The organism is Aminobacter sp. DSM 101952 (genome assembly GCF_001424795.1).
GTDB classification, from domain to species: Bacteria; Pseudomonadota; Alphaproteobacteria; order Rhizobiales; family Rhizobiaceae; genus Aminobacter; species Aminobacter aganoensis.
The window spans coordinates 107,808-129,166 of sequence record NZ_LMCL01000030.1; the positions used below are offsets into that span (position 1 = coordinate 107,808).

Annotated in this window: 15 protein-coding genes and 1 pseudogene; 8 read left to right on the forward strand and 8 right to left on the reverse strand. The window is 65.7% G+C overall.

Going from position 1 to position 21,359, the window contains the following annotated elements; genetic code table 11:
* The first annotated feature begins 216 nt into the window (after positions 1 to 216).
* The 3 genes from ASC75_RS17000 (at position 217) to ASC75_RS17010 (ending at position 6,784) form a co-directional block, all read left to right on the forward strand.
* Positions 217 to 3,690 carry a PAS domain S-box protein gene (locus tag ASC75_RS17000; protein ID WP_055978061.1) on the forward strand — a complete coding sequence of 1,158 codons (3,474 nt, stop codon included), beginning with the start codon at positions 217 to 219 and terminating at the stop codon, positions 3,688 to 3,690.
* Between the two features lie 250 nt (positions 3,691 to 3,940).
* Positions 3,941 to 4,987: a Fe(3+) ABC transporter substrate-binding protein gene (locus tag ASC75_RS17005; RefSeq protein WP_055978063.1), complete on the forward strand. Its 1,047-nt coding sequence runs from the start codon at positions 3,941 to 3,943 to the stop codon at positions 4,985 to 4,987.
* 141 nt (positions 4,988 to 5,128) lie between these two features.
* On the forward strand, positions 5,129 to 6,784 hold the full coding sequence (locus tag ASC75_RS17010) for an iron ABC transporter permease (protein ID WP_244487862.1): 1,656 nt from the start codon (positions 5,129 to 5,131) through the stop codon (positions 6,782 to 6,784).
* Positions 6,785 to 7,043: 259 nt separating this feature from the next.
* On the opposite strand, the gene ASC75_RS17015 is transcribed toward ASC75_RS17010, so the two are convergent.
* Entirely contained in the window at positions 7,044 to 9,002 is a 1,959-nt protein-coding gene (locus ASC75_RS17015) for an acetoacetate--CoA ligase (RefSeq protein ID WP_055978429.1), read from the reverse strand.
* Positions 9,003 to 9,185: 183 nt separating this feature from the next.
* Between ASC75_RS17015 and ASC75_RS17020 the strand changes: the two genes are divergently transcribed.
* Complete coding sequence (locus ASC75_RS17020; RefSeq protein ID WP_055978067.1) at positions 9,186 to 11,048, forward strand: AsmA-like C-terminal region-containing protein; 1,863 nt, start codon at positions 9,186 to 9,188, stop codon at positions 11,046 to 11,048.
* Positions 11,049 to 11,093: 45 nt separating this feature from the next.
* Here ASC75_RS17020 and xseA read toward each other — a convergent pair whose 3' ends face one another.
* Positions 11,094 to 12,659: an exodeoxyribonuclease VII large subunit gene (gene xseA, locus ASC75_RS17025; RefSeq protein WP_055978430.1), complete on the reverse strand. Its 1,566-nt coding sequence runs from the start codon at positions 12,657 to 12,659 to the stop codon at positions 11,094 to 11,096.
* Positions 12,660 to 12,715: 56 nt separating this feature from the next.
* Positions 12,716 to 13,672, reverse strand: coding sequence for a LysR substrate-binding domain-containing protein (locus ASC75_RS17030; RefSeq protein WP_055978431.1), 957 nt, complete (start codon positions 13,670 to 13,672; stop codon positions 12,716 to 12,718).
* Between the two features lie 169 nt (positions 13,673 to 13,841).
* Here ASC75_RS17030 and ASC75_RS17035 point away from each other — a divergent pair, with 169 nt between their 5' ends.
* Complete coding sequence (locus ASC75_RS17035) at positions 13,842 to 14,132, forward strand: DUF1127 domain-containing protein (RefSeq protein WP_055978069.1); 291 nt, start codon at positions 13,842 to 13,844, stop codon at positions 14,130 to 14,132.
* A 196-nt stretch (positions 14,133 to 14,328) separates the two neighbouring features.
* Here the strand turns inward: ASC75_RS17035 and ASC75_RS17040 are convergent, their stop codons facing one another.
* The 3 genes and pseudogenes from ASC75_RS17040 to ASC75_RS17050 form a co-directional block, all read right to left on the reverse strand.
* Positions 14,329 to 15,228 (reverse strand): DUF937 domain-containing protein, encoded by a 900-nt coding sequence (locus ASC75_RS17040; protein ID WP_055978071.1) that lies wholly within the window; start codon positions 15,226 to 15,228, stop codon positions 14,329 to 14,331.
* A gap of 77 nt (positions 15,229 to 15,305) precedes the next feature.
* Entirely contained in the window at positions 15,306 to 16,679 is a 1,374-nt protein-coding gene (locus ASC75_RS17045) for a glutamate--cysteine ligase (RefSeq protein ID WP_055978432.1), read from the reverse strand.
* Positions 16,680 to 16,824: 145 nt separating this feature from the next.
* Positions 16,825 to 17,407 (reverse strand): annotated as a pseudogene (locus tag ASC75_RS17050) (TetR/AcrR family transcriptional regulator).
* An 84-nt stretch (positions 17,408 to 17,491) separates the two neighbouring features.
* On the opposite strand from ASC75_RS17050, the gene ASC75_RS17055 reads away from it, so the two are divergent.
* A complete protein-coding gene (locus tag ASC75_RS17055) occupies positions 17,492 to 18,403 on the forward strand; it encodes an alpha/beta fold hydrolase (protein ID WP_055978433.1) in 912 nt (303 codons plus the stop codon).
* On the opposite strand, the gene ASC75_RS17060 is transcribed toward ASC75_RS17055, so the two are convergent.
* Positions 18,404 to 19,138: a 16S rRNA (uracil(1498)-N(3))-methyltransferase gene (locus ASC75_RS17060; protein ID WP_055978434.1), complete on the reverse strand. Its 735-nt coding sequence runs from the start codon at positions 19,136 to 19,138 to the stop codon at positions 18,404 to 18,406.
* Between the two features lie 63 nt (positions 19,139 to 19,201).
* Here ASC75_RS17060 and ASC75_RS17065 point away from each other — a divergent pair, with 63 nt between their 5' ends.
* Positions 19,202 to 19,882, forward strand: a complete 681-nt coding sequence (locus tag ASC75_RS17065) for a hypothetical protein (protein WP_184117347.1) — start codon at positions 19,202 to 19,204, stop codon at positions 19,880 to 19,882.
* On the opposite strand, the gene ASC75_RS17070 is transcribed toward ASC75_RS17065, so the two are convergent.
* Positions 19,794 to 20,456, reverse strand: a complete 663-nt coding sequence (locus tag ASC75_RS17070) for a hypothetical protein (RefSeq protein ID WP_055978075.1) — start codon at positions 20,454 to 20,456, stop codon at positions 19,794 to 19,796. The two genes, ASC75_RS17065 and ASC75_RS17070, sit on opposite strands and share 89 nt — an antisense overlap.
* An 80-nt stretch (positions 20,457 to 20,536) precedes the next feature.
* Here ASC75_RS17070 and ASC75_RS17075 point away from each other — a divergent pair, with 80 nt between their 5' ends.
* The gene (locus ASC75_RS17075) at positions 20,537 to 21,235 is read left to right on the forward strand and encodes a type 1 glutamine amidotransferase (protein WP_055978077.1); all 699 of its coding nucleotides are present in this window, start codon (positions 20,537 to 20,539) and stop codon (positions 21,233 to 21,235) included.
* Positions 21,236 to 21,359 lie beyond the last annotated feature (124 nt).

Below are 21,359 nucleotides of genomic sequence, written 5' to 3' on the forward strand. Positions count from 1 at the left end.
GGCGTCACCCGTCTCGTTTATTCGCATGTCTCATATAGGGCATTTCATTGTGCATTGCAATAAGGATGTTGCAGTGCACAATTTGCGGCCGCTGCGAGGTTAACCACGTGGCGAGAATAATCTCGCTCCATGACACCTGTTTGCTAGACCTTGGCGATGACGGCTTTTATTAACAAAGCGTTAATTACGAGAATGCGTGCCTTGCGGGTTATGTGAATGCCGTCAGCAGCCTATTCCTTCATCGACGTCGCGGTGGTCGATCGTGTCAGGCAGCGTTTCGCTGCCGGCGACGCCATTGTCGTGCTGACTGCCGACCTCGAGGACGTGGTCTGGGCCAATGGTCCGGGTGCCGCCGTGCTCGGCTATGACGACATCGATGCGGTCATCGGCGCGCCCGCGCGCCTGGGACTGGCGGCCCGCCGCCAGATCGCGGCGACCTCGGGCTTTCCTGACATCGGCAGCGACCGCGCCATCATGGTGCGGGTGGCGTCGGGCCTGACCAGCCGCGCCGTTGCCTTCATGGCCAGTTCGGTCCGGCTGCCGGATGGCGAAACCGCGATCATGCTTGCGGTGCCGGCAGGCAAGCCTGCGAAGGACGTTGCCGCCAGCGCCATTAGCGGCTTCACCGAGCCGGGGCATTTCCTCGCCTTTGTCGACGGCCGTGGCGAAATTGAAGCGGCGACCGAAGGATTTGCCGAACTTGGCATCGCCACCTCGACGCTTGCCGGCCTGGTCTCTGCCGTCAGCCGCGAACGCGACCGCATGATCAAGCGGGCCATTCCCGCCGCCGGCGGCTATCTGCCCGCCGGCATGGCGCGGCTTGCCGACGATCCGGCGCGGCATCTGCTTGTCGTCATCGACGAACGCGTCGAGGTCAGTGAAGACGGCCCCGTCGAGCAGGCCCCGCTCGCGCCTGTGCCGGAACCTGTCCGCAGCGCCGATGCCCAGCCGATGCAGGCGACCGCCCCGGTACAGCCGCCGGCCGCCGCGCATGCCGACCACGATCATTGGTATTTCAGCCCGGAGGAACGCGAAAGCCGGGCAGGGGCCGTGGTCCGCGAAATGGCCGCAGCACAACAGCCGCCCAAGGTTGCCGAGCCGGGCTCTGTCGCCGAACTCGTGGACAGGCCGCCGGTGGAGGCTGCCGAGGTCGCCGCACCGCCGGCGAAGCGCGCCGAGCCGCTGGCGGACCGATCGGCGGCACCGGTCCGTTTCGTCTGGCGCACCGATGCCGAAGGCCGTTTCAGCGCTATTTCGCCCGAATTCGCCGCCGTCGTCGGCGAGCATGCCGCCGATGTCATCGGCCGGCGCTTCCAGGACGTGTCGAACACCTTCGAGCTCGATCCATCGGGCGAAATCGCCGGCCTCTTGCAGCGCCGCGACACCTGGTCGGGCCGTTCGGTGCTGTGGCCCGTCGCCGGTTCCGAACAGCGAATCCCGGTCGATCTGGCAGCTTTGCCGGTCTATGGCCGCGACCGCAGTTTCGAGGGTTTCCGAGGGTTCGGCGTCGCACGCCCGGCCGAAGCCGTGATCGATCACGAGCGCATCGGCCTGGCGCTGGTGCCCAACGGCGCGCCGCCGCAGGACGCTGCACCCGAGGCCGCGCCCGAAGCGCTGCCGGAAGCTCCATCATCGGCCACCGAATCGCCGGCCGTCGAGCCTGCCGGGCAATCGCAAGCCGAGGCTGGTCCATTCAACGAGCCCGCGGCAGAAGCACCGACTCCCGCCGACCCCTTCTCCGGTGAGGTGCCGGCGCTGGAAATCGAACCGTCGCATGATCGCCGCTATACCGACAAGGTGATCCGGCTTGCCGAGCACCGGCCGGCCACGCCGGAGGAGCCTGCCAACGGCAAGGGGCTGTCTTCCGTCGAGCGCAACGCCTTCCGCGAGATCGGCGAAAAGCTCAAGCGGGCAAGCGAGATCGTCGCTGCGCGGCAGCAGCCGGCGTCCCCGGCACCGGAAGCCGAAGTGCCCGCAGCCGGCAATGGCGAAGCGGCGTCGGCGGAAATCGCCGGCTATTCCGAAGCGGCCGCCGCCGAGCTTGCCGAGCATGCTGCCCCTGAACCCGCCCAGCCCGAAGAGCCGGCGTCGGCCGAGGTCGTGGCGCTGTCGTCCATGAGGGCAAGCGAACCGGAGGTGCCGGGCGAACCTGCGGTCGACCGCGAGACAACCGTAAAGCCCGCGCTGCGCACCGAGGACGTCATTCCGTCATTTTCGGGCGGCCGCGACACGCCCGTCGATGCGCCGATCCTCGAGGAATTGCCGGTGCCGGTGCTCATCCATGCCGGTGATGTGCTGCACTACGCCAATGCCGAGTTTCTCGACCTGACCGGCTACGGTTCGGTCGACGAACTGGCCCGGGCCGGTGGCCTCGACGCGCTGTTCGCCGAAAGCTACGGCAATGAGCCGGGCTCGGACCATGATCTGAAGCTGAAGACCCGGGGCGGCGAGGAATTCCCGATCGAAGCCGTGCTGCGCTCGGTGCCTTGGCAGGATGGCAAGGCGCTGATGCTCGTCGTGCGCCGCATCAGCGATGATGACGACCTCGACGCCTCAGACCAGATCGCCGAGCTCGAAGAGCGCCTCGCCGAGATGCGCACCATCATCGACACCGCCACCGATGGCGTCGTGCTCATCGACCGCGATGGCGCCATACGCTCGATCAGCCGCCCGGCCGAGGCCCTGTTCGGTTTCGACAGCGACGAGGTCACCGGCAAGCAGTTCCACTCGCTGTTCGCCATCGAGAGCCAGCGCGCCGCGCGCGACTATCTCGTCGGCCTGTCCGAGCATGGCGTGGCGAGCGTGCTCAACGACGGCCGCGAGGTCATCGGCCGCGAATCGCAGGGGCGCTTCATCCCGCTGTTCATGACCATCGGCCGGCTGCCCAACGACAGCGGCTTCTGTGCCGTCGTCCGCGACATCACCCAATGGAAGCGTGCCGAGGAGGAACTGACCCAGGCGCGCGCCCAGGCCGAGCGCTCGTCGTCGCAGAAGACCGACTTCCTCGCCCGCATCAGCCACGAGATCCGCACGCCGCTCAACGCCATCATCGGCTTCTCCGAACTGATGGTAGACGAGAAGTTCGGCCCCGTCGCCAACGACCGCTACCGCGACTATCTCCGCGACATCAACCGCTCCGGCAACCATGTGCTTGACCTGGTCAACGACCTGCTCGACATCTCCAAGATCGAGGCCGGTCAGCAGGAGATGGACTACGAGGCGGTGTCGCTCAACGATGCGCTCGCCGAGACCGTCGCCATGATGCAGCCCCAGGCCAACCGCGAGCGCGTCATCATCCGCTCCAGCTTCGCCTCGCGGCTGCCGGAAATCGTCGCCGACCGGCGCTCGATCCGCCAGATTGCGCTCAACGTCCTGTCCAATGCCGTGCGCTACACCCAGGCCGGCGGCCAGGTCATCGTTTCCACCGCCTACGAGACCTCGGGCGACATCGTCATGCGGGTGCGCGACACCGGCATCGGCATGAGCCAGGCCGAGATCGAGCAGGCGCTGAAACCGTTCAAGCAGATCAACTCGCTGAAGCGCGGCCGCGGCGACGGAACCGGCCTCGGCCTGCCGCTGACCAAGGCGATGGTCGAGGCCAATCGTGCCCGATTCACCATTGCCTCGACCCCGGGCGAGGGCACTCTGATCGAGGTCACCTTCCCCTCGACGAGGGTTCTTGCGGAGTAGCCTGGGCCGGGCAGGGTGCGACATTTTGTGCACATCTGCGTGATGTCGGCTGGCCGTTGTTAGAATTTGTCGAACAAGCCATTGAATCCGGTGCAAAACAGTCCAGTTTAGAACATTTCTAAACTATTGAATTTGCTGGCCTTTAAACTTGACCGCAAGTGTCACAATGGCCATAGGGAAGGGGGCCTCGCAAGCGAGGCTGCCATTTGTTCCTCGAGGGACTTTGCCCCCTTTGGCCAGGAGAGAAAAAATGAAATTTGGAAACGCCAGGTCGGCACTTGCCGGCGGCGCCCTTGCGATTGCGGCGCTCTTCACCACCTCGGCGCTCGCCGACGGCGTGGTCAACATCTACACCTATCGCCAGCCCGATCTGATCAAGCCCGTTCTCGATGCCTTCACGGCCGAGACCGGCATCAAGACTGAAGTGCTGTTCCTCGACAAGGGTCTTGAGGAGCGCATCCAGGCGGAAGGCCAGAATTCGCCTGCCGACGTCATCATGACCGTCGACATCGCCCGTCTCACCTCGGCCAAGGAAAAGGGCGTCACCCAGCCTCTGGTCGACGACGAAATCAACAAGCTGCTGCCGGCCGAGTACCGCGATCCGGAAGGCAACTGGTTCGGCGTCACCAAGCGCGCCCGCGTGATCTACGCCTCCAAGGAGCGCGTCAAGGACACGGCGATCACCTATGCCGAGCTCGCCGATCCCAAGTGGAAGGGCAAGATCTGCATGCGTTCGGGCCAGCACGACTACAACCTGGCCCTGTTCTCGGCGGCGATCGCCCATTGGGGTCCTGAGAAGACCGAAGAGTGGATGAAGGGCCTCAAGGCCAATCTCGCCAAGAAGCCCGACGGCGGCGACCGTCCGCAGGCTGGCGCCATCGCTGCCGGCGAGTGCGACATCGCCATCGGCAACACCTACTATGTCGGCCTGATGCGCAACAACGAGAAGGACCCGAAGGAAAAGGAATGGGGCAACGCCATCAACGTGCTCTTCCCGACCTTCGAGAACGGCCTGACGCACGTCAACATCTCGGGTGCAGCGCTCGCCAAGTACGCGCCGAACCGTGACAACGCCGTCAAGCTGATCCGCTTCCTGGCCAGCCACGAGGCCCAGCAGGTCTACGCCGAGAAGAACTACGAATATCCGGTCGAGCCGGGCCTCGAGCCGTCCGAGACGGTCAAGGCCTTCGGCGAGCTCAAGGCCGACACGCTGCCGCTGGTCGACATCGCCAAGGGCCGCAAGGCTGCCTCCGAAATGGTCGACCGCGTCGGCCTCGACGACGGCCCGAGCAGCTGATAGGCGGGTACATGAACTGAAGAAGAGCCGGGCCGGGCAATCGGTCCGGCTTTTCTGCATTGCTGGGGAGCGGCCTTGCCGACGACAAGCGGAACAGGTCAGGGGACTTCGGGCGGGGCGTTTGCCGCGGACGCCCGCGCCTTGCCTGTCAGGCGCCCGCGCCATCCGCTGCTCGGCACGCTGGCGCTCGCCATCGGTATCGTCGTCATCCTGCCGGTGCTGTCGCTCCTCTTCGTCGCCCTCTCCGGCACCGGCGAGGATTGGCCGCATCTGATCGAAAACGTCTTGCCCGGCGCAACCCGCACCACGCTTGCGCTGCTGGTCATGGTGGCGGTGCTGACCTCGGTTGCCGGCGTCGCCTGCGCCTGGGCGGTCGTCGCCTATGATTTTCCGTTCCGCCGCATGCTGTCCTGGGCGCTGGTCCTGCCGCTCGCCGTGCCGCCCTATCTCGCCGCCTATGCCTTCGGCGAGTTCTTCCACTACCAGGGCCCGGTGCAGAGCATGGTCCGCGCCATCTTCGGCTTCCAGACCATCCGCGACTACTGGTTCCCCGACATACGCTCCACCTGGGGCACTGCCTTCGTGCTCGCCTCGGTGCTATATCCTTACGTCTATCTGACCACCCGCATCGTCTTCCTCATGCAGGGACGCAACATCGCCGATGTCGCGCGCACGCTCGGCGCCTCGCCGGCGCGGGTGTTCTGGCGCGTGCTTCTGCCCGTGGCGCGGCCGGCCATCGTTGCCGGCGTGGCACTGGTGCTGATGGAGAGCATCAACGACATCGGTGCCGCCGAATATTTCGGCGTCCGCACGCTGACGGTCGCCGTCTACACCACCTGGCTCAACCGCGGCAGCCTCGAAGGCGGCGCCCAGATCGCCATCCTGATGCTGGTGCTGGTCGTGCTGCTCCTCGTTGCCGAGCAATGGGCGCGCCGCCGCCAGCGCTTCCATGCCGGCCGCGGCACCCACCTCAAGGTCCACCCGCCGCGCATCGCGCTCAAGGGCTGGACGCGGCTCGCCATGCCCGTCGCCGTGCTCTTGCCCATCCTCAGCGGCTTCGGCGTGCCGATCACCATCTTCGGCCAGTATGCCTCGCGCCGCCTCGAACAGTTTGCCTCGCCCGACGTCGCGCGCGCCTTCGTCAACAGCCTGATGACCGCCTCGATCACGGCCGTCGTCACCGTCGCCATCGCGCTGTTCCTGCTCAATGCCCAGCGCCTGTCGAAGACGCGCAGCATGGCGGCGATGGTGCGCCTCGCCTCTGTCGGCTATGCGCTTCCGGGCGGCATCCTCGGCCTCGGCCTGCTTTTCGTGCTCGCCCGCTTCGACAATTCGGTCGACGCCTTCGCACGCGCCTGGCTCGGCGTCTCCACCGGCCTGCTGCTCACCGGCTCGGCTGCCGCCGTCATCCTCGCCTGCACCATCCGCTTCATCGCTCTCGCCGAGGGTGCCATCCGATCCGGCATGGAAAAGCTCCCGGGCAGCCTCGACGAGGCCGCCCGCAGTCTCGGCAAGACGCCGGCGCAGAGTGCCACCAGCGTGCTCCTGCCGCTGCTCAAGCCGGCGATCCTGACAGCCGCCGTCTTGGTGTTCGTCGACACCGTCAAGGAGCTGTCGGCGACCATCCTGCTGCGCCCCTTCGGCTTCAGCACGCTCGCCACCCATGTCTACGAAAACGCCTCGCGCGGCGTGCCGGAGGAAGGTGCCGTCGCGGCGATCGTCATCATCATCACCGCCATGGTGCCGGTGGTGCTGCTTTCCGGTGCCCTGGTGCGCGACGCCGAGGCATCGCTCTAGCTTCTCCCAGAAACGGCAAAGAAAAAGGCGCCAGATGGCGCCTTGAAAGGAGATGCTGTTTACAACGGGGACTTGAGCTAACGTGCCATCCTCGAAGACGAGGAAAGGGATTTCTCCCTTCAAGTTAGGTCCGACTATCGGGGTCGAACCTTAACAGCTCCTTACCGCGATGATAATAAGTTTACGAAAGTGTACCACTCCTGAAGTTGAGGTAAATTTGGCCTTCATCTTTCGTTAGGCATATCTCGGCCGCGCGCGCTCATTTCTGCAGCGCGGCCAACCCGCGATAGAGATCGAGCGCTTCGGGATTGGCCAGCGCCTCCTGGTTCTTGACGGCGCGGCCATGGACGATGTCGCGCACGGCGAGTTCGGTGATCTTGCCCGACTTGGTGCGCGGGATGTCGGCAACGGCAACGATGCGTGCCGGCACGTGGCGCGGGCTGGCGCCGGTCCTGATCCTGGTGCGGATGCGCTTTTCCAGCTCCTCGTCCAGCGCAACGCCAGGGGCGAGGCGCACGAACAGCACCACCCGCACGTCGTCCTGCCAGTCCTGGCCGATGCAGATCGCCTCGGCGATCTCCGGCATCTGCTCGACCTGGTTGTAGATTTCGGCGGTGCCGATGCGCACCCCGCCCGGATTGAGCGTCGCGTCCGATCGGCCATGGATGATCATGCCGCCATGCCTTGTCCATTCGGCGAAGTCGCCATGGCACCAGACATTGTCGAAGCGCTCGAAATAGGCGGCGTGGTATTTGGCCCCGTCCGGATCGTTCCAGAAGCCGATCGGCATTGCCGGGAACGCCTTGGCGCAGACCAGTTCGCCCTTCTCCTCGCGCAGCGCCTTGCCGTCGTCGTTCCAGACATCGACGGCAAGGCCGAGGCCGGCGCCCTGGATCTCGCCCGTCCACACCGGCTCGGTCGGAACGCCGAGCACGAAGCACGACACGATGTCGGTGCCGCCCGAGATCGAGGCGAGGTGGACGTCCCGCTTGATGCCGTCATAGACGAAGGCAAAGCCTTCCGGCGACAGCGGCGAGCCGGTCGACGAGATGGTGCGCACGGACGACAGGTCGTGGCTGTCGATGGGCCTGAGGCCGGCCTTGCGGACGGAATCGATGAATTTCGCCGAGGTGCCGAAATAGGACATTTCCTCGGCCTGGGCGAAGTCGAACAACACGTTGCCGTCGGGATGGAACGGCGAGCCGTCATAGAGCAGCAGCGTTGCCTCCGAGGCGAGCCCAGAGACCAGCCAGTTCCACATCATCCAGCCGCAGGTGGTGAAGTAGAAGAAGCGGTCGCCGGCTTTGAGCCCGGCATGCAGCCTGTGCTCCTTGACGTGCTGCAGCAGCGTGCCGCCGGCGGAATGGACGATGCATTTCGGGATGCCGGTCGTGCCGGAGGAAAACAGGATGTAGAGCGGGTGGGCGAAGGGCAGGGGCGTGAAGGTCACCGGCTTTGCCGCAAACGGCGCCAGCGCATCCTCCAGCGCCTCGGCCTTGGCGATGCCCGAGGCCACGTCGCTTGCAGTGCCGAGATAGTCGACGACCAGGACCTTGATGACTGTCGTCAGCTTGTCGGCGACCGCTGCGACCTTGTCGCCGACCTTGATGTGCTTGCCGGCATACCAGTAGCCGTCGGGCACGATGAAGACCTTCGGCTCGATCTGGCCGAACCGGTCGAGCACGCCCTGCTCGCCGAAATCGGGCGAGCACGACGACCACACCGCTCCGATCGAGGCCGCTGCCAGCATCGCAGCCACCGTCTCGGGCATGTTGGGCATCATCGCCGCGATCCGGTCGCCTTCCTTCACGCCGAGCGACACGAACAATTGCTGCAGCCGCGACACCAGCGCCGTCAACTCGTCCCAGGACAACCGCCGCTCGACCTTGTCCTCGCCACGGAAGACGATGGCTTCGGCGCTGCCGGTGCTCCGCAGCAGGTTCTGTGCGAAATTGAGCTTGGCATCGGGAAAGAACGCCGCGCCCGGCATCTTGTCGCCGTCGATCAGCACGCGACTGCCCTTGTCGCCGATCACGCCGCAGAAGTCCCAGACCAGGTCCCAGAACGCTTCGCGCTCGTCCACCGACCAGGCGTGCAACTCGGCATAGCTGGAAAATGCCCGCCCGGCGCGCGCCGACGCCTCGGCCATGAACGCCGTCAGCGGCGCCTCCGCGACCTGCTTTGCGGAAGGCACCCAGAGTGGCGTTTCAACGGACATCAGCATCTCTCCCAGGAAGGCATCTGGTTATGCATGTCGCACTGCAGCAGATCAAGGAAATGTCGAATAGCGCCATTGCGCTGTGCGCAAACGTCATCCGATGGCCACAAAGACTTGAAATGCCGCGTTACTCGGTTACACCCGGTTCCCACAACCGCGCAGCACGGGCAGCACAAGGGCAACATGCCATCACCACTGTTCAGGCGCAGCATTTGGGCGATCGTCGGCATTGCCGTCCTGGTCGCTGTGGCTGTTGCGGCCGTGCCGTTCATCGCCTCCACCCAGATCGTCAAGGACCGCATCGCCTTCGAGATGAGCGCGTGGAGCGGCTTCCGCGTCTCGATCAACGGCACGCCCGACATCGAGATCTGGCCGGTCTTCCGCGCCACGCTTACCGACGTGACGCTCACCGATTGGGAAGATGAGCAGGGATCGCCGGTCATCGAGGCCGAACGCGTCGAGATCGAGCTGTCGGCATTCTCCGCCCTCAGCGGCAATGTCGACTTTTCCGACGCCCATTTCCTGAGACCGACGGTGCGCCTGCGGCGCCTGGCCGACGGCGGTCTAGAGATGCCCCGGTCACGCGGCGGCAGGCTGACGCGTGCGATCGAGCTTGCGCGCGCCACGGTCTCCGCCAGTCCCGCCGAGCCGGACCTCGGCAAGATGCCTTCGGATGAGTTCGGATCGGTCGAATTTGTCGATGGCCGCGTCGTCGCCGTTTCGGACGAGGGCGAGGACGAGCTTTTGACCGACCTCACGGGCAAGGCCAGCCTGCCGGCGCTCAACAAGGCCGGAAGCCTGACCGCCACCGCCATCTGGCGTGGCGAGCAGGCGGCACTCGAACTGTCGTCGCCTCGCCCGCTGGTGCTCTTTGCCGGCGGCGCCGCGCCGATCGTTGCGTCGCTCAAGTCGGCGCCGGTGGAAGCGTCCTTTGACGGCACCGCCAGCCTGGCCGGCGATGTCCATGTCGACGGCCAGGTCAAGTTCGCGGCAACTTCGCTCAGGCGGGTGCTCGAATGGTCGCGCCCCGGCGTCATGCCCACCAGTCCGGTCGGCTCGATCTCCATCGCATCCGGCGTCAGCGGCGATCTCGATCGCCTCAAGCTCGACAATGCCAAGGTGACGATCGATGGCAATCCGGGCATGGGCATCCTCGATCTGGCGCTGAACGGGCCGCTGCCGTCGCTCTCCGGCACGCTCGCATTCGATTCGCTCGACCTGATGACCTTTGCCTCGGCCTTCGCGCCGATGGCATCGCCCAACGGCAATGCCGCCGAGATCGACACCAGCTTCGCCGACCGCATCAATCTCGACCTCAGGCTGTCGACCAGCAAGGCGACGGCCGGCTCGATCGCGCTGTCCGAGGTCGCCGCCACGGCGCAGGTCAAGGGTGGCCTCGTGGCCTTCGACATCTCCGACGCCGAGGCCTTTGGCGGCAACGTCCAGGCCGGCATCCGCTTCGACCGCAAGCCGGGCGGCAGCCAGGCCGAACTGCGGCTTCTGGCGTCGGACATCGATGGCGGCGCATTCGGCACCGCCGCCGGCATGAGCCGCATCGTGCCGATTGGCCGGGGCACGGTGTCAGTCATTCTCAAGGGGCCTGGCTTGAGCTGGAGCACGCTTCTGCAGAATGCCAACGGCTCCATCGCCGCCACGTTCGGCGCGGGTGCCATCATCGGGCTCGATCTGCAGGCATTCCTCAAGCGTTCGTCCGAGCGCGGCTTCTTCTCGCTGGATGAAGTCTCGGGCGGCACGCTGCCGGTGGATGGCGTCGAGTTGAAGGCGACGGTCGCCAACGGTGTCGCCAGGATCGACAAGGCCGAGGCGCGCACCGCGACCAACCGCATCTGGCTGACGGGGATCGTGCCCTATGTCGGCCGTGGCCTCGCCTTGTCCGGGGCGATCGAAGCCAAGGATGCCACCGCCGCGACCCCGCCGGCCATTCCGCCCGCGGCCTTCTTCGTCGGCGGATCGTGGAGCGCGCCGTTCATTTCCCCGCTCGTCGCTCCGGTGCTTGCGGCTCCGTCAGGAACGACTTCGGACTAAGTCATGCGCCGGGTCTGTTCCACGCCGCTTGGCACGGAACAGCCTCTAGAACAGGCTGCCCTGGTTGCCGGGTTCCTTGACCTTGCTCACCGGCTTGGTAACCGGCCGCGGCTTGGCGTCGCCGCTGGTGGCGACGGCGTTGGCCGTGCCGTCGGCAAATTCGATCGACAGCGCCGATCCCGCCGAAATCTCGGCTGCGCGCTTCAGCACCGCGCCGTCGGCGTCGCGCACAAGTGCAAAGCCGCGCGCCAGCACCGCCTTGTGCGACAGCGTCGCCATCAGCCGGTCTGCTTGCGACAGCTGCGTCCGCGCCCGTTCGAGCGCACGACCGACGGCCAGTGTGCCGCGCCGTTCCAGGCTGGTGAGCTGAAGGCGGCAGGCCTCTTGCCGCCTCGCCAGCGGCTCGGGCGAGAGCCGAGCCTTGGTGCGGTCGAAGCGCACGTGTTTCTCGCGCACCAGCGCCCGCAGCGCCGCATTCGCCCGCAGCATGTCGCGGTCCAGGTGCCGGCGCGTCTCGGCGATGCGCCGCGACAGGGTCGCCGGCGACAGCCGCACCGCGGACAGCCGCGCGCGCTTGCGTTCGGTGGTGACCGTCAGCGCGCGGCCTAGCCGGCTGGTGGCCTCGTCGAAACGCCGGCGCGGCAGCGCCAGCAACTGGTCGGGTGTGGGCAGCGCCCGGGCCGCGGCGCGCACGGCCTGGCTGCGCCTGTCGATCATGCGCGAGACCGCGCCGCGCAGCCGCGCACCGAGATTGGCCAGCGTCGCCTCGAGCTCGGCCTTTACCGGCACCGCAAGCTCGGCCGCGCCCGTCGGCGTCGGTGCCCGCCGGTCGGCGGCAAGGTCGATCAGCGTCCAATCGGTCTCGTGGCCGACAGCCGAAATGACAGGAATATGCGAGGCGGCCACGGCGCGGACCAGCGCCTCGTCGTTGAAGCCCCAGAGATCTTCGAGGCTGCCGCCGCCACGCGCCACGATCAGAAGGTCGGGGCGACGGAAACCGCCTTCTTCCGGCAGTTCGTTGAAGCCGTTGACGGCTGCCGCCACCTCGGCGCCCGAGGTCTCGCCCTGGACGCGCACCGGCCAGACCAGCACATGCAGCGGAAAGCGGTCCTTGATGCGGTGGATGATGTCGCGGATGACGGCGCCTGTCGGCGAGGTGACCACGCCGATGACCAGCGGCATGAACGGCAGCAATTGCTTGCGCCGGTCGTCGAACAGCCCTTCGGCGGCAAGCCTGCGCTTGCGTTCCTCGAGCAAGGCCATCAGCGCGCCGGCGCCCGCCGGTTCCAGGCTGTCGATGACGATCTGGTATTTCGACGAGCCGGGATAGGTGGTCAGCTTGCCGGTGGCGATCACCTCCATCCCTTCCTCGGGACGGAATTTTAGCCGGCTCATCGTGCCTTTCCAGACCACCGCCTCGATGCGGGCACGGTCGTCCTTCAGCGAGAAATAGGCATGGCCCGACGAATGCGGCCCGCGATAGCCGGAGATTTCGCCGCGCACGCGCACATTGCCGAAAGCGTCCTCGACAGTGCGCTTCAGCGCGCCGGAGATTTCGCTGACGGTATATTCCGCAGCGTTGGTTCGTGATTCGGTGGCAACTTCGCTCATGGCGCGATTGAGGGCCGGCAAGGCCCCCTCGTCAAGCACGCCGGCTCAGCCTTTGCCTACCATCCCGGCATGATTTGGTTCGGCTTCAGCCGCCGGCTGCGTGTCGCCATCAGCGTGGCGAAGTCGAACGAACCCGTTTCTTCCGGCGTCGGGATCGAGATGTTGTCGAGGCTTTCCGAGATGTGGCGGGCAAGCGCGTCGATGATCTGCGGCCGGCTGGAATGCCCGCGCAGGATGCCGATCTTGCAGTCGGGCAGGGAGCCGAACCCGTCGGCCTCGCCCAGTACGCGCATGCCGGGCCGCAGCGCGCATTCGGGCAGCACCGACACGGCCAGCCCGGCCAGCACCGCAGCCGTGATCACCGTCGCCGACCAGCTGGTGAACAGGATGCGATACCGACGGCCGCGCGCATCCAGCATCTCGCAGGCGGTGCGCCGCCACTGGCAGTTCGGCCGGCCGAAGGCCATCGGCAGGGTCTCTTCCTCATGCGCCATGTGGCTGGCAGAGGAGACCCACAGCAGCGGCTCGTTGCGGACGATCTCGGTCGGATTGGTGTCTTCGCACTGCGTCACCAGGGCGATGTCGAGGTTGCCGCGGCGGATCATGTCGGCGAGGTTCACCGTCGGCTCGCAGATCACCGACAGCTCGACGCGCGGGTTGGAGCGCGAGAACCGCGCCATGATCTCGGGCAGGAAGCGGTCGGCATAATCGTCGGGCACGCCGATGCGGATCGTGCCTTCGAGCGCGCGGTCGTCGAACGCCGCCAGCGTTTCGCGGTTCAGGTGCAGCAGCCGCCGGGCATAGGAAAGCAGGCGCTCGCCTTCCTCGGTCAGCTTGTTCATGCGCCCTTCCTTTTCGAACAGCGCCTTGCCGATGCGGTCTTCGAGACGGCGCATCTGCATTGACACTGCCGATTGGGTGCGGTGGACCTCGTCGGCGGCGCGGGTGAAGCTGCCGGTGTCGACGATGGTGACGAAGGTCTGGAGCTGGTCAAGATCGAGCGGAGCGGCCATCGACGTTTCCATCATGAACTTTGATGATAAAGATTAGAAACATTCGTTGGATTAATCAATCCACCGATGGCAATGTTTGATCGTCCACATGAGGCATGTGTATCGGAACCGGTTTGGCAGCAAGGAGCGCCGGCCGGAAGGGACCCGTTTGTCCTGAAGGGAGATGACAATGACCACGCTCGACCATTGCACTGAGACGACGCATTCCGCGGTTCGGCCGGTGAATGCGATGCGTATCGTCACCTACACCGCCGATCTCTTCCGCGCCTGGAAAAACCGGCGCGCCTTTTATCGCCTGGGTGAAATGACCGACACCGAACTCGCCGATGTCGGGCTCACCCGTGGCGACCTGCATGTCGCCGTCGACCTGCCGTTTGCTTCCGATCCGACCGCCCGTCTGCGGACGATCCGGCAAACCCGCGCCGACAATCTCGAGGCGATGGCCCGTCGCGTCGCCTGAGATGTAATCGAGGGTTCGCAGGCTCCCCACTCCCAGCCGGTCCCCGCCGGCCCAGCCTGCACGTTGCCCGGTCCTCCCAAGGACCGGGCTTTTTTCGTAGCGGGGAGGAAATAGTGAGTAGTGAGTAGCGAGTAACGAACAGGGAGTAGTCTCCCTTCCACTACTCATTACTCCCTATTCGCTACTCCCTATTCGCTCACCTGTACCTGTCCATCCCCTTGCTGAACTGCTCGAAGATCGACTCGACGCCCTTCTGGTAGTCGTCGCGCTGCTGGCTGCCGGTTTCGAACATCTTGCCGAACAGGTCGTCATAGGGGTTGCGTGGCCGGCCGCTCGGGTTGGCCTGCTCCTGCGGCCGCTGCCTTGGCTGCGGCGCCGGCTGTGCGGACTGGCCGCCTCCCAGCATTTCTTCGAAGATCTTGCCCAGCGGATTGTCGCCATAGGGGCTCTGCTGCGGTGCCTGCTGGCGGGGAGCCGATTGCGGCTGCGCCTGGCCGCCGCCGAACATGTCCTTCAGCACCTTGCCGAACGGGTTGTCGAACGGGTCTGGCGCCTGCGTCTGCTGCGGCGCCTGCTGCTGGCCGCCGCCCATCATTCCGCCACCCTGCCGCATCATCTGCTCGATGATGTCGCCCAGCGGGTTGTTGCCGCCCATGCCGCTGGCCGCCTGCATCTGCCCGGTCGACTGCTTGAACAGCCCGCCCATGATCATCGAGGCGATCACCGGCAGCATCTGCTTGAGCACGTCCTGGCCGATACCGGTCGCCTGCGCTGCCTGCCCGGCGACGGCCCGCGACAGGTCCTTGGAGCCGAACAGGTGGCCGAGGATGCCGTTGCCCTCCTGCACCCCCTGGGGCGAGAAGGCGCGGGTGGCGTCCTCGAAATATTTGGCGTGCTGGCCGCTCGCCATCGCCTGCAGGAAGGAGCCGACGCCATAGGGATCGGATGCATTGCGCTTCAGCCCCTGGCTGAAGGCGGGCATCAGCGCCTCGAGCGCCGATTGCGTCTGTTGCTGGCTGAGCCCGAATTGGCGCGCCAGTGCCTCCATGCCGTTGCCGTTCTGGGCATTGGCCAGCATCTCGAACAGTGGCAGCATTTTTTTCCTCCTCGGGTCATTCGCCGGAGGAGGAGCGTAGTGCCTTTTAGCGGGACGTTGAAGGGGCTTTCGCAACCCTAATACGCATACTCCAGGAACGCCGGTTCGATCGATCCGCCCCAGCGCGTGTTGTAGGCGTTGAGCATTTCCTCGGCGCTTGTCGTGCCGCGCGCGACCACTTCGTCGAGCGTGTTGAGGAAGCCGGCCTCGTCGAAACCGTCATGGTTCTTGCGGCCACGGTTGACCAGCCCCTGGCGCGACAGCGCAAGCACGTCGCGGCCGACGTCGCGCAGCGTGGTGTTGCGGAACGCCGCCGAAATGCCCTGCTCGGGCACCGCATCGCGCATCGCCCGTACGTCCTGGTAGCTCCAGTCGTGGGTGAATTCTTCCACCGCATCGAGCGTCGCCGCATCGTAGAGCAAGCCGACCCAGAAAGCCGGCAGCGCGCAGATTCGCCGCCACGGGCCGCCGTCAGCGCCGCGCATTTCCAGGAATCGCTTGAGGCGCACGTCGGGGAACAGCGTCGACAGGTGGTTGGCCCAGTCGCCCATGGTCGGCATGCCATCGGTGATTTCGTTGCGTGCGTCGCCGGCCATGAACTGGCGGAACGTCATGTGCGTCATGTCGTGGTAGCGGCCGTCGCGGATGACGAAATACATCGGCACGTCGAGTGCCCATTCGGCATAATCGGCAAAGCCGAACTCCGGCGAGAAGCAGAACTCCAGCAGGCCTGACCGCTGGTTGTCGGTGTCGCGCCAGATGTCGCCGCGCCAACTCTGCATGCCGTTGGGCTTGCCGTCGGTGAAGGGCGAATTGGCGAACAGCGCGGTCGACAGCGGCTGCAGCTTGAGCGACACCTGCATCTTGCGGCGCATGTCGGCTTCGCTCTCGAAATCGAGATTCACTTGGATGGTGCAGGTCCGGTACATCATGTCGAGGCCCTTGGTGCCGACCTTCGGCATGTAGGCGGTCATGATGTCGTAGCGCGATTTCGGCATGCGCGGCGTATCGCTCAGCGTCCATTTCGGGCTGCCGCCGAGGCCGAGGAAGCGGATGCCCATAGGCTCGGCGATCTCGCGGACCTGCGCCAGATGCGCGTTGCCCTCGCGGCAGGTCTGGTGGATCGTCTCCAGCGGTGCGCCCGACAGCTCGAACTGCCCGCCCGGCTCCAGTGAAATCGCGCCCTGGCCGGTCGGCTCGACCAGGCCGATGATGCGGCCGGCGTCGATGATCGGGTCCCAGCCGAGTTTTTGCTGCATGCCTTCGAGGATGGCGCGGATGCCGCGGTCGCCGCCATAGGGAACCGGCGCATTGCCGTCGACATAGAAGGGGAATTTCTCGTGTTCGGTGCCGATCCGCCATTTGTCGCGCGGCTTGTTGCCGGCTGCGAGATAGTCGACGAGTTCGTCCATCCCTTCGATAGGCCGGAAATCAGTGGTGTCGCGCGCCATGTATGCTTCTCCTGAAGGCGGAAGGACCGCGGGCGCTTGATGGACGATCGAGCGCTCGCCGATCAAGCGAAAAATCCTGAGCCTTCGTCAATAGATATTGAATGATTTCGCTGCACCCGCTGCGTCAGGCAAGTCCCTGCCTTGACTATCGCGCCGAAAGTGCCGCCTTGACCAGCGTCGATGCCGCTTCGCCCGCCGTTTCCATGTAGCTCGCATCGCGATTGAGCAGCACCACCGCAAAGGCTCCGTCGAGCAGGAGCACGATCTGGCGGGAAAGCGTCTCCGGCGCCGCCGCACCTGCCTCCGCCATCACGTCGCGCAGCCAGCCTTCGACGCGCTTCTTGTGGGCGATGCCTGTCTTGATCGCCGGATGCCCGGGCATGTCGGCCAGTTCGGCGGCGGTCCGCAGGAAGCCGCAGCCCTTCCATTTCGGCTGCCGTGCGGCCTTGGCAAGGTTGCCGAACAGGGCCATCACCTTCTCCGCCGGCCCTCCTTGTGCCTCTGCGAACCAGCGCTGGTAAAGCGCAAGGTTGGGGCTGGTCGCGACCGTCGAGATAGGCGGCGATCAACTCGTCCTTGCTGGCGAAATGGTAGTAGAGCGTGCGCTTGGTCAGGCTTGCCTTTTCGGCCACCGCATCGACGCTGACGGCCCTGATGCCCGCGCTGTAGAACAGTTTGGAGGCGGCGTTGACGATGCGCTCGCGCGTCGGAATGTCGGATGGCTTCATCGCCTGTGTATACCGACTAGTGAATGTAATCGATAGGCATTTTCGCTTATCCGTGCAACAGCTTGCATGTATGCGAGGTTTGCCATGTCCATCGCTGTCTCAGTGGTCGAGCCCAAATCTGTCGAGATCGTTTGTGACGATGGCGTCGCGTTGCGCGGCCACGTCTGGCCACGGCCCGGTGGTGCCGGCCTTGGCACGGTCGTCGTCAATCCCGCCACCGGCGTGCTGGCTCGGTATTATCACCGCTACGCCGCCTTTCTGGCCGGGCATGGTTTCGATGTCCTGACCTACGACTATCGCGGCATCGGTGCCTCGCGCCCGGTCGATTTGCGCCGCTGCGGCCATCGCTGGCGCGACTGGGGCGAACTGGATTTCGACGCCGTGCTGCGCTTCGCTGGCGCGCGTGATTCCGGCGCGCCGATCATGGTTGTCGGCCACAGCATCGGCGGTTTCCTGCCCGGCCTCGCCGAATCCGCCCCGGCCATCGCCCGCATGCTCACCATCGGCGCCCAATATGCCTGGTGGCGCGACTATGCCGCCGACCGCCGCCTGCGCCTGCTCCTGAAATGGCATGTCGCCATGCCTGCGCTCACCGCCCTGCTGGGCTATTTCCCCGGCAAGCGCCTTGGCTGGCTCGAGGACCTTCCCGCGGGCGTCGCCAACGATTGGAGTTTTCGCCGCGCCCGGATGGAGCAGAGCCACCCCGAGGACGAGCGCAGCGCTGTCCTGCGTCGCCTGGCCGCCGTGTCCGCGCCCATCCTCGCCGTCGGCGTTTGCGATGACGAACTCGGCACACCGCAGGCCATCAGGCGGGCGCTGGCTTACTACTCCGGCGCAAGCGCGACCCAGATCCTGCTGTCGCCTGATGATTTCGACCGGCGCGAGATCGGCCATTTCGGCCTGTTCCACAGCGCTCACGCCGCAGATTTCTGGCTCGACACGCTGCTTTGGCTGCGCGACGGCATCAACCCGTGGCCCGGCAAGGTGCTTGGCTGACTACCAGTCGCCGATGGTCGCCTGGATGACGGCGAGGGCTGCCACTGCCGCGGTGTCGGCGCGCAGGATGCGCGGTCCCAGCGGAATGGCCGTCACCTGGGGCAGGGCGCGCAGCATGCGCCGCTCGTCGTCGGAAAAGCCGCCCTCCGGCCCGACCAGCAGCGCCAGCTTGCGTTCCTTGATGCCCTGCAGCGCTGCCATCGGATTGTTGGTCGAGGCATCCTCATCGCAGAAGATCAGCCGCCGGTCCTTGTCCCAGGTGCCAAGCAACTGCTCCAGCTTCACCGCCTCGCGCACGTCGGGAATGGCCAGGATGCCGCACTGCTCGGCGGCCTCCACCGCATTGGCTCGCAGCCGGTCGATGCTGGGTTTTGTCAATTGCGTGTGCTGCGTGATGACGGGCACCAGCGTGCCAGCCCCCATCTCCACCGCCTTCTGCACGAGATAGTCGAGCCGGCCCACCTTCAGCGGGGCAAAGCAGTAGACGAGATCGGGATGGTCGGGTTGCGGCCGCTGCTGCTCCAGCACCTCGAGCCGCACCGCCCTTTTTGTCCGGCCGGCAATCCTTGCCGTCCATTCGCCGTGGCGGCCGTTGAACAGCAGCACTTCCGCGCCTTCGCCGAGGCGCAGCACATGGGCGAGGTAGTGGCTCTGCTGCGGATCGGCGTCGAGCGCCGTCCTGGCCGAGAGGTCATCGGGCACGAACAGCCGTTGCATCTTGTAGTTTGCGCGCATGGCCGAGCAATGCGGCAGGCCGCGCCGGTGGTCAAGGGGCAGCTGCGTGGCCTCTGGATATCCATGTTTGTTCATGATATGTTCATATTTTGCCGGGGGGCGGAGATGGCGATCTTTCGTGTCGTTGCTGCATGCCTGTTGTTGGCGGGTTGCGGTGCGCAGCTCGCCGCCGCCTACGGCATTCCCATCGTGCCAGCAGCGCAGAAGGAGCAGGTGTCCAGGAACATTTCGGTTGGACACGATCCGCACACGGGCTTGATCAAAGTCTCGGGGCCGCTGATTTTTCATGACCGGAACCTGCTTGGGAACACCTACCTGATCCGCAGCTGGATCGATCCGAAGGGGCAGTCCGCAAACAGCGACTTCCAGATCCTTGTCACCGGTCGATATCCGAAGCGCGTCTATCTCAAGCAGGCCTATGCCGATGGCGAAAAGGTAAGCACGACAGCAATCGATCGCGAGCGGGTCAGTTGCGCCGACTTCTGCATCATCAAGGAAGTAATCGGCCTCAACCTCACAGAAGAGGAGATGGCGCGTCGAGCTGAAACCGGCATGTCGTTCAAGGTGCTGGGGCGCCGTGCATCTTTGGTCATGACCATCCCGCCTGCCTATTTCGCGGCGCTGCTCGATGCCCATCGTGCCGCTCGCAGCGGATCTACGCCCCTGCCGAGAGCCGTTCCGCGCTCGGATGCCATTCCGGCCGGTAGCCCCGCTGCAGCACGGCCAGCGTCGTCGCCGGCGTGATGATGCACATCTCGGCATCGGCCAGTTCGTCGAAGCCGAAGGCTGCGTCGTAGCCGCCGAAGCTCCAGCGCATCGCCCTGCCGCCGCGCACCGCATAGTCGGAGGCCCCGTCCGAGAACATCGCCCCGTCAGGCAGCAGCCGCAGCCCGTGCTGGTCCACCTCTATGGGCTCGCCGCCCGAAGCCAGCCTTTCCAGATGCAGCTGCCCGTCGATCTCGCCGACCTTGGGATCGTCGGCGCCGAAGGCGACGGCATAGGCTGCGCTGAAGGCTTGGGCACGGGGCCGGCGGCAATAGAAGCAGGGGCGGTGGCCGGCGGCCAGTGCCGTCACCTCGTCGAGGAAGAAGAGTTCGGTCCACCCCGTCTTGCCGCCCGGCCGGTTGCGTCCCATCGGCACGCGGCGCACGCCTTTGAACTCGAGCGCGCAGGTGATCCACGCCTTGGTCGCCCAGCGCCGGTTGAGCAGCGACCTCGTCTCGGGCTCGTGGATGATGCCGCGATTGCCGGTGAACATGCCGCGTGCCGGATCGACATGGATTTCGCCGAACGGGTCGACCCGGTTCTGCAGTGGCATAGCTGTTCCTTCTTGGCTGCGTCGCACGCCGCATGATAGGGCTCGCCGCAGCGTTGTCACTGTGCTGCTGAAGGGCCGAAATGCGCGTTCTTGTCGTCCAGAATTTTGCCAACACCGGCCTCGGCCAGGTTGGAGCCGCGCTCGTCGAAGTCGGCGCCGAGATCGACCGGTGCAATGCCTATCTCGGCGAAGCCCTGCCGGCCGATGCGGCCGGCCACGACGCCATGGTCATCCTCGGCGGCGGCCAGAATGCTCGCGACGACGCCCATTCCCCGTATTTCCCGGCCTTGCTCGAACTCGCTCGCGAATTTGTCGAAAGGGACAAGGCGGTGCTCGGCATCTGCCTCGGCGGTCAGCTGATGGCGCGCGCCTTCGGCGGCCACAACCGCATCGGCGGCTCTACCGAATTCGGCTGGCACGGCATCACCCTGACCGACGAGGCCCAGGACGACCTGGTCTTCAGCGATCTTCCCCAGCGCTTCCCGATCTTCCAGTGGCACGACGACACCTTCACCTTGCCCGAGGATGCCGTGCGGCTTGCCGGCAGTTCGGTCACCGGCAACCAGGCTTTCCGCATCGGCCGCGCCGGCTATGGCATCCAGTTCCACTTCGAGGCCGACCGGCCGATGGTTCGCGACTGGACCGTGGCCTTTGCCGAGACCATCGCCGAGCGCCACCCCGATTGGCCCCAGCGCCTCGACGGCGAGGCCGCGCTTCATGGCCCCGAGGCCGATGCCGTCGGCCTGGCCCTGGCGCGGTCCTGGGTCGCCGCGATCTGACTGGGCGGCGCGCGCTCGTTCCGTGACATTTTTGGCACGTCGAACAAAATCCGCCGGGGATAGTCATTTGCCCGCTGGATTGTGCCCCAAAGCCTTTCTAAAGACAGCCCCGCGCCAGTCGGCG

Bases quoted from the DNA above. Each gene is read 5' to 3' on its own strand.
- ASC75_RS17075 (WP_055978077.1), top strand. From the start codon at position 20,537: ATGCGCGTTCTTGTCGTCCAGAATTTTGCCAACACCGGCCTCGGCCAG.
- ASC75_RS17070 (WP_055978075.1), bottom strand. From the start codon at position 20,456: ATGCCACTGCAGAACCGGGTCGACCCGTTCGGCGAAATCCATGTCGAT.
- ASC75_RS17020 (WP_055978067.1), top strand. From the start codon at position 9,186: ATGCCATCACCACTGTTCAGGCGCAGCATTTGGGCGATCGTCGGCATT.
- ASC75_RS17005 (WP_055978063.1), top strand. From the start codon at position 3,941: ATGAAATTTGGAAACGCCAGGTCGGCACTTGCCGGCGGCGCCCTTGCG.
- ASC75_RS17065 (WP_184117347.1), top strand. From the start codon at position 19,202: ATGTTTGTTCATGATATGTTCATATTTTGCCGGGGGGCGGAGATGGCG.
- ASC75_RS17015 (WP_055978429.1), bottom strand. From the start codon at position 9,002: ATGTCCGTTGAAACGCCACTCTGGGTGCCTTCCGCAAAGCAGGTCGCG.
- xseA (WP_055978430.1), bottom strand. From the start codon at position 12,659: ATGAGCGAAGTTGCCACCGAATCACGAACCAACGCTGCGGAATATACC.
- ASC75_RS17060 (WP_055978434.1), bottom strand. From the start codon at position 19,138: ATGCGCGCAAACTACAAGATGCAACGGCTGTTCGTGCCCGATGACCTC.
- ASC75_RS17045 (WP_055978432.1), bottom strand. From the start codon at position 16,679: ATGGCGCGCGACACCACTGATTTCCGGCCTATCGAAGGGATGGACGAA.
- ASC75_RS17030 (WP_055978431.1), bottom strand. From the start codon at position 13,672: ATGGCCGCTCCGCTCGATCTTGACCAGCTCCAGACCTTCGTCACCATC.
- ASC75_RS17000 (WP_055978061.1), top strand. From the start codon at position 217: ATGCCGTCAGCAGCCTATTCCTTCATCGACGTCGCGGTGGTCGATCGT.
- ASC75_RS17055 (WP_055978433.1), top strand. From the start codon at position 17,492: ATGTCCATCGCTGTCTCAGTGGTCGAGCCCAAATCTGTCGAGATCGTT.
- ASC75_RS17040 (WP_055978071.1), bottom strand. From the start codon at position 15,228: ATGCTGCCACTGTTCGAGATGCTGGCCAATGCCCAGAACGGCAACGGC.
- ASC75_RS17035 (WP_055978069.1), top strand. From the start codon at position 13,842: ATGACCACGCTCGACCATTGCACTGAGACGACGCATTCCGCGGTTCGG.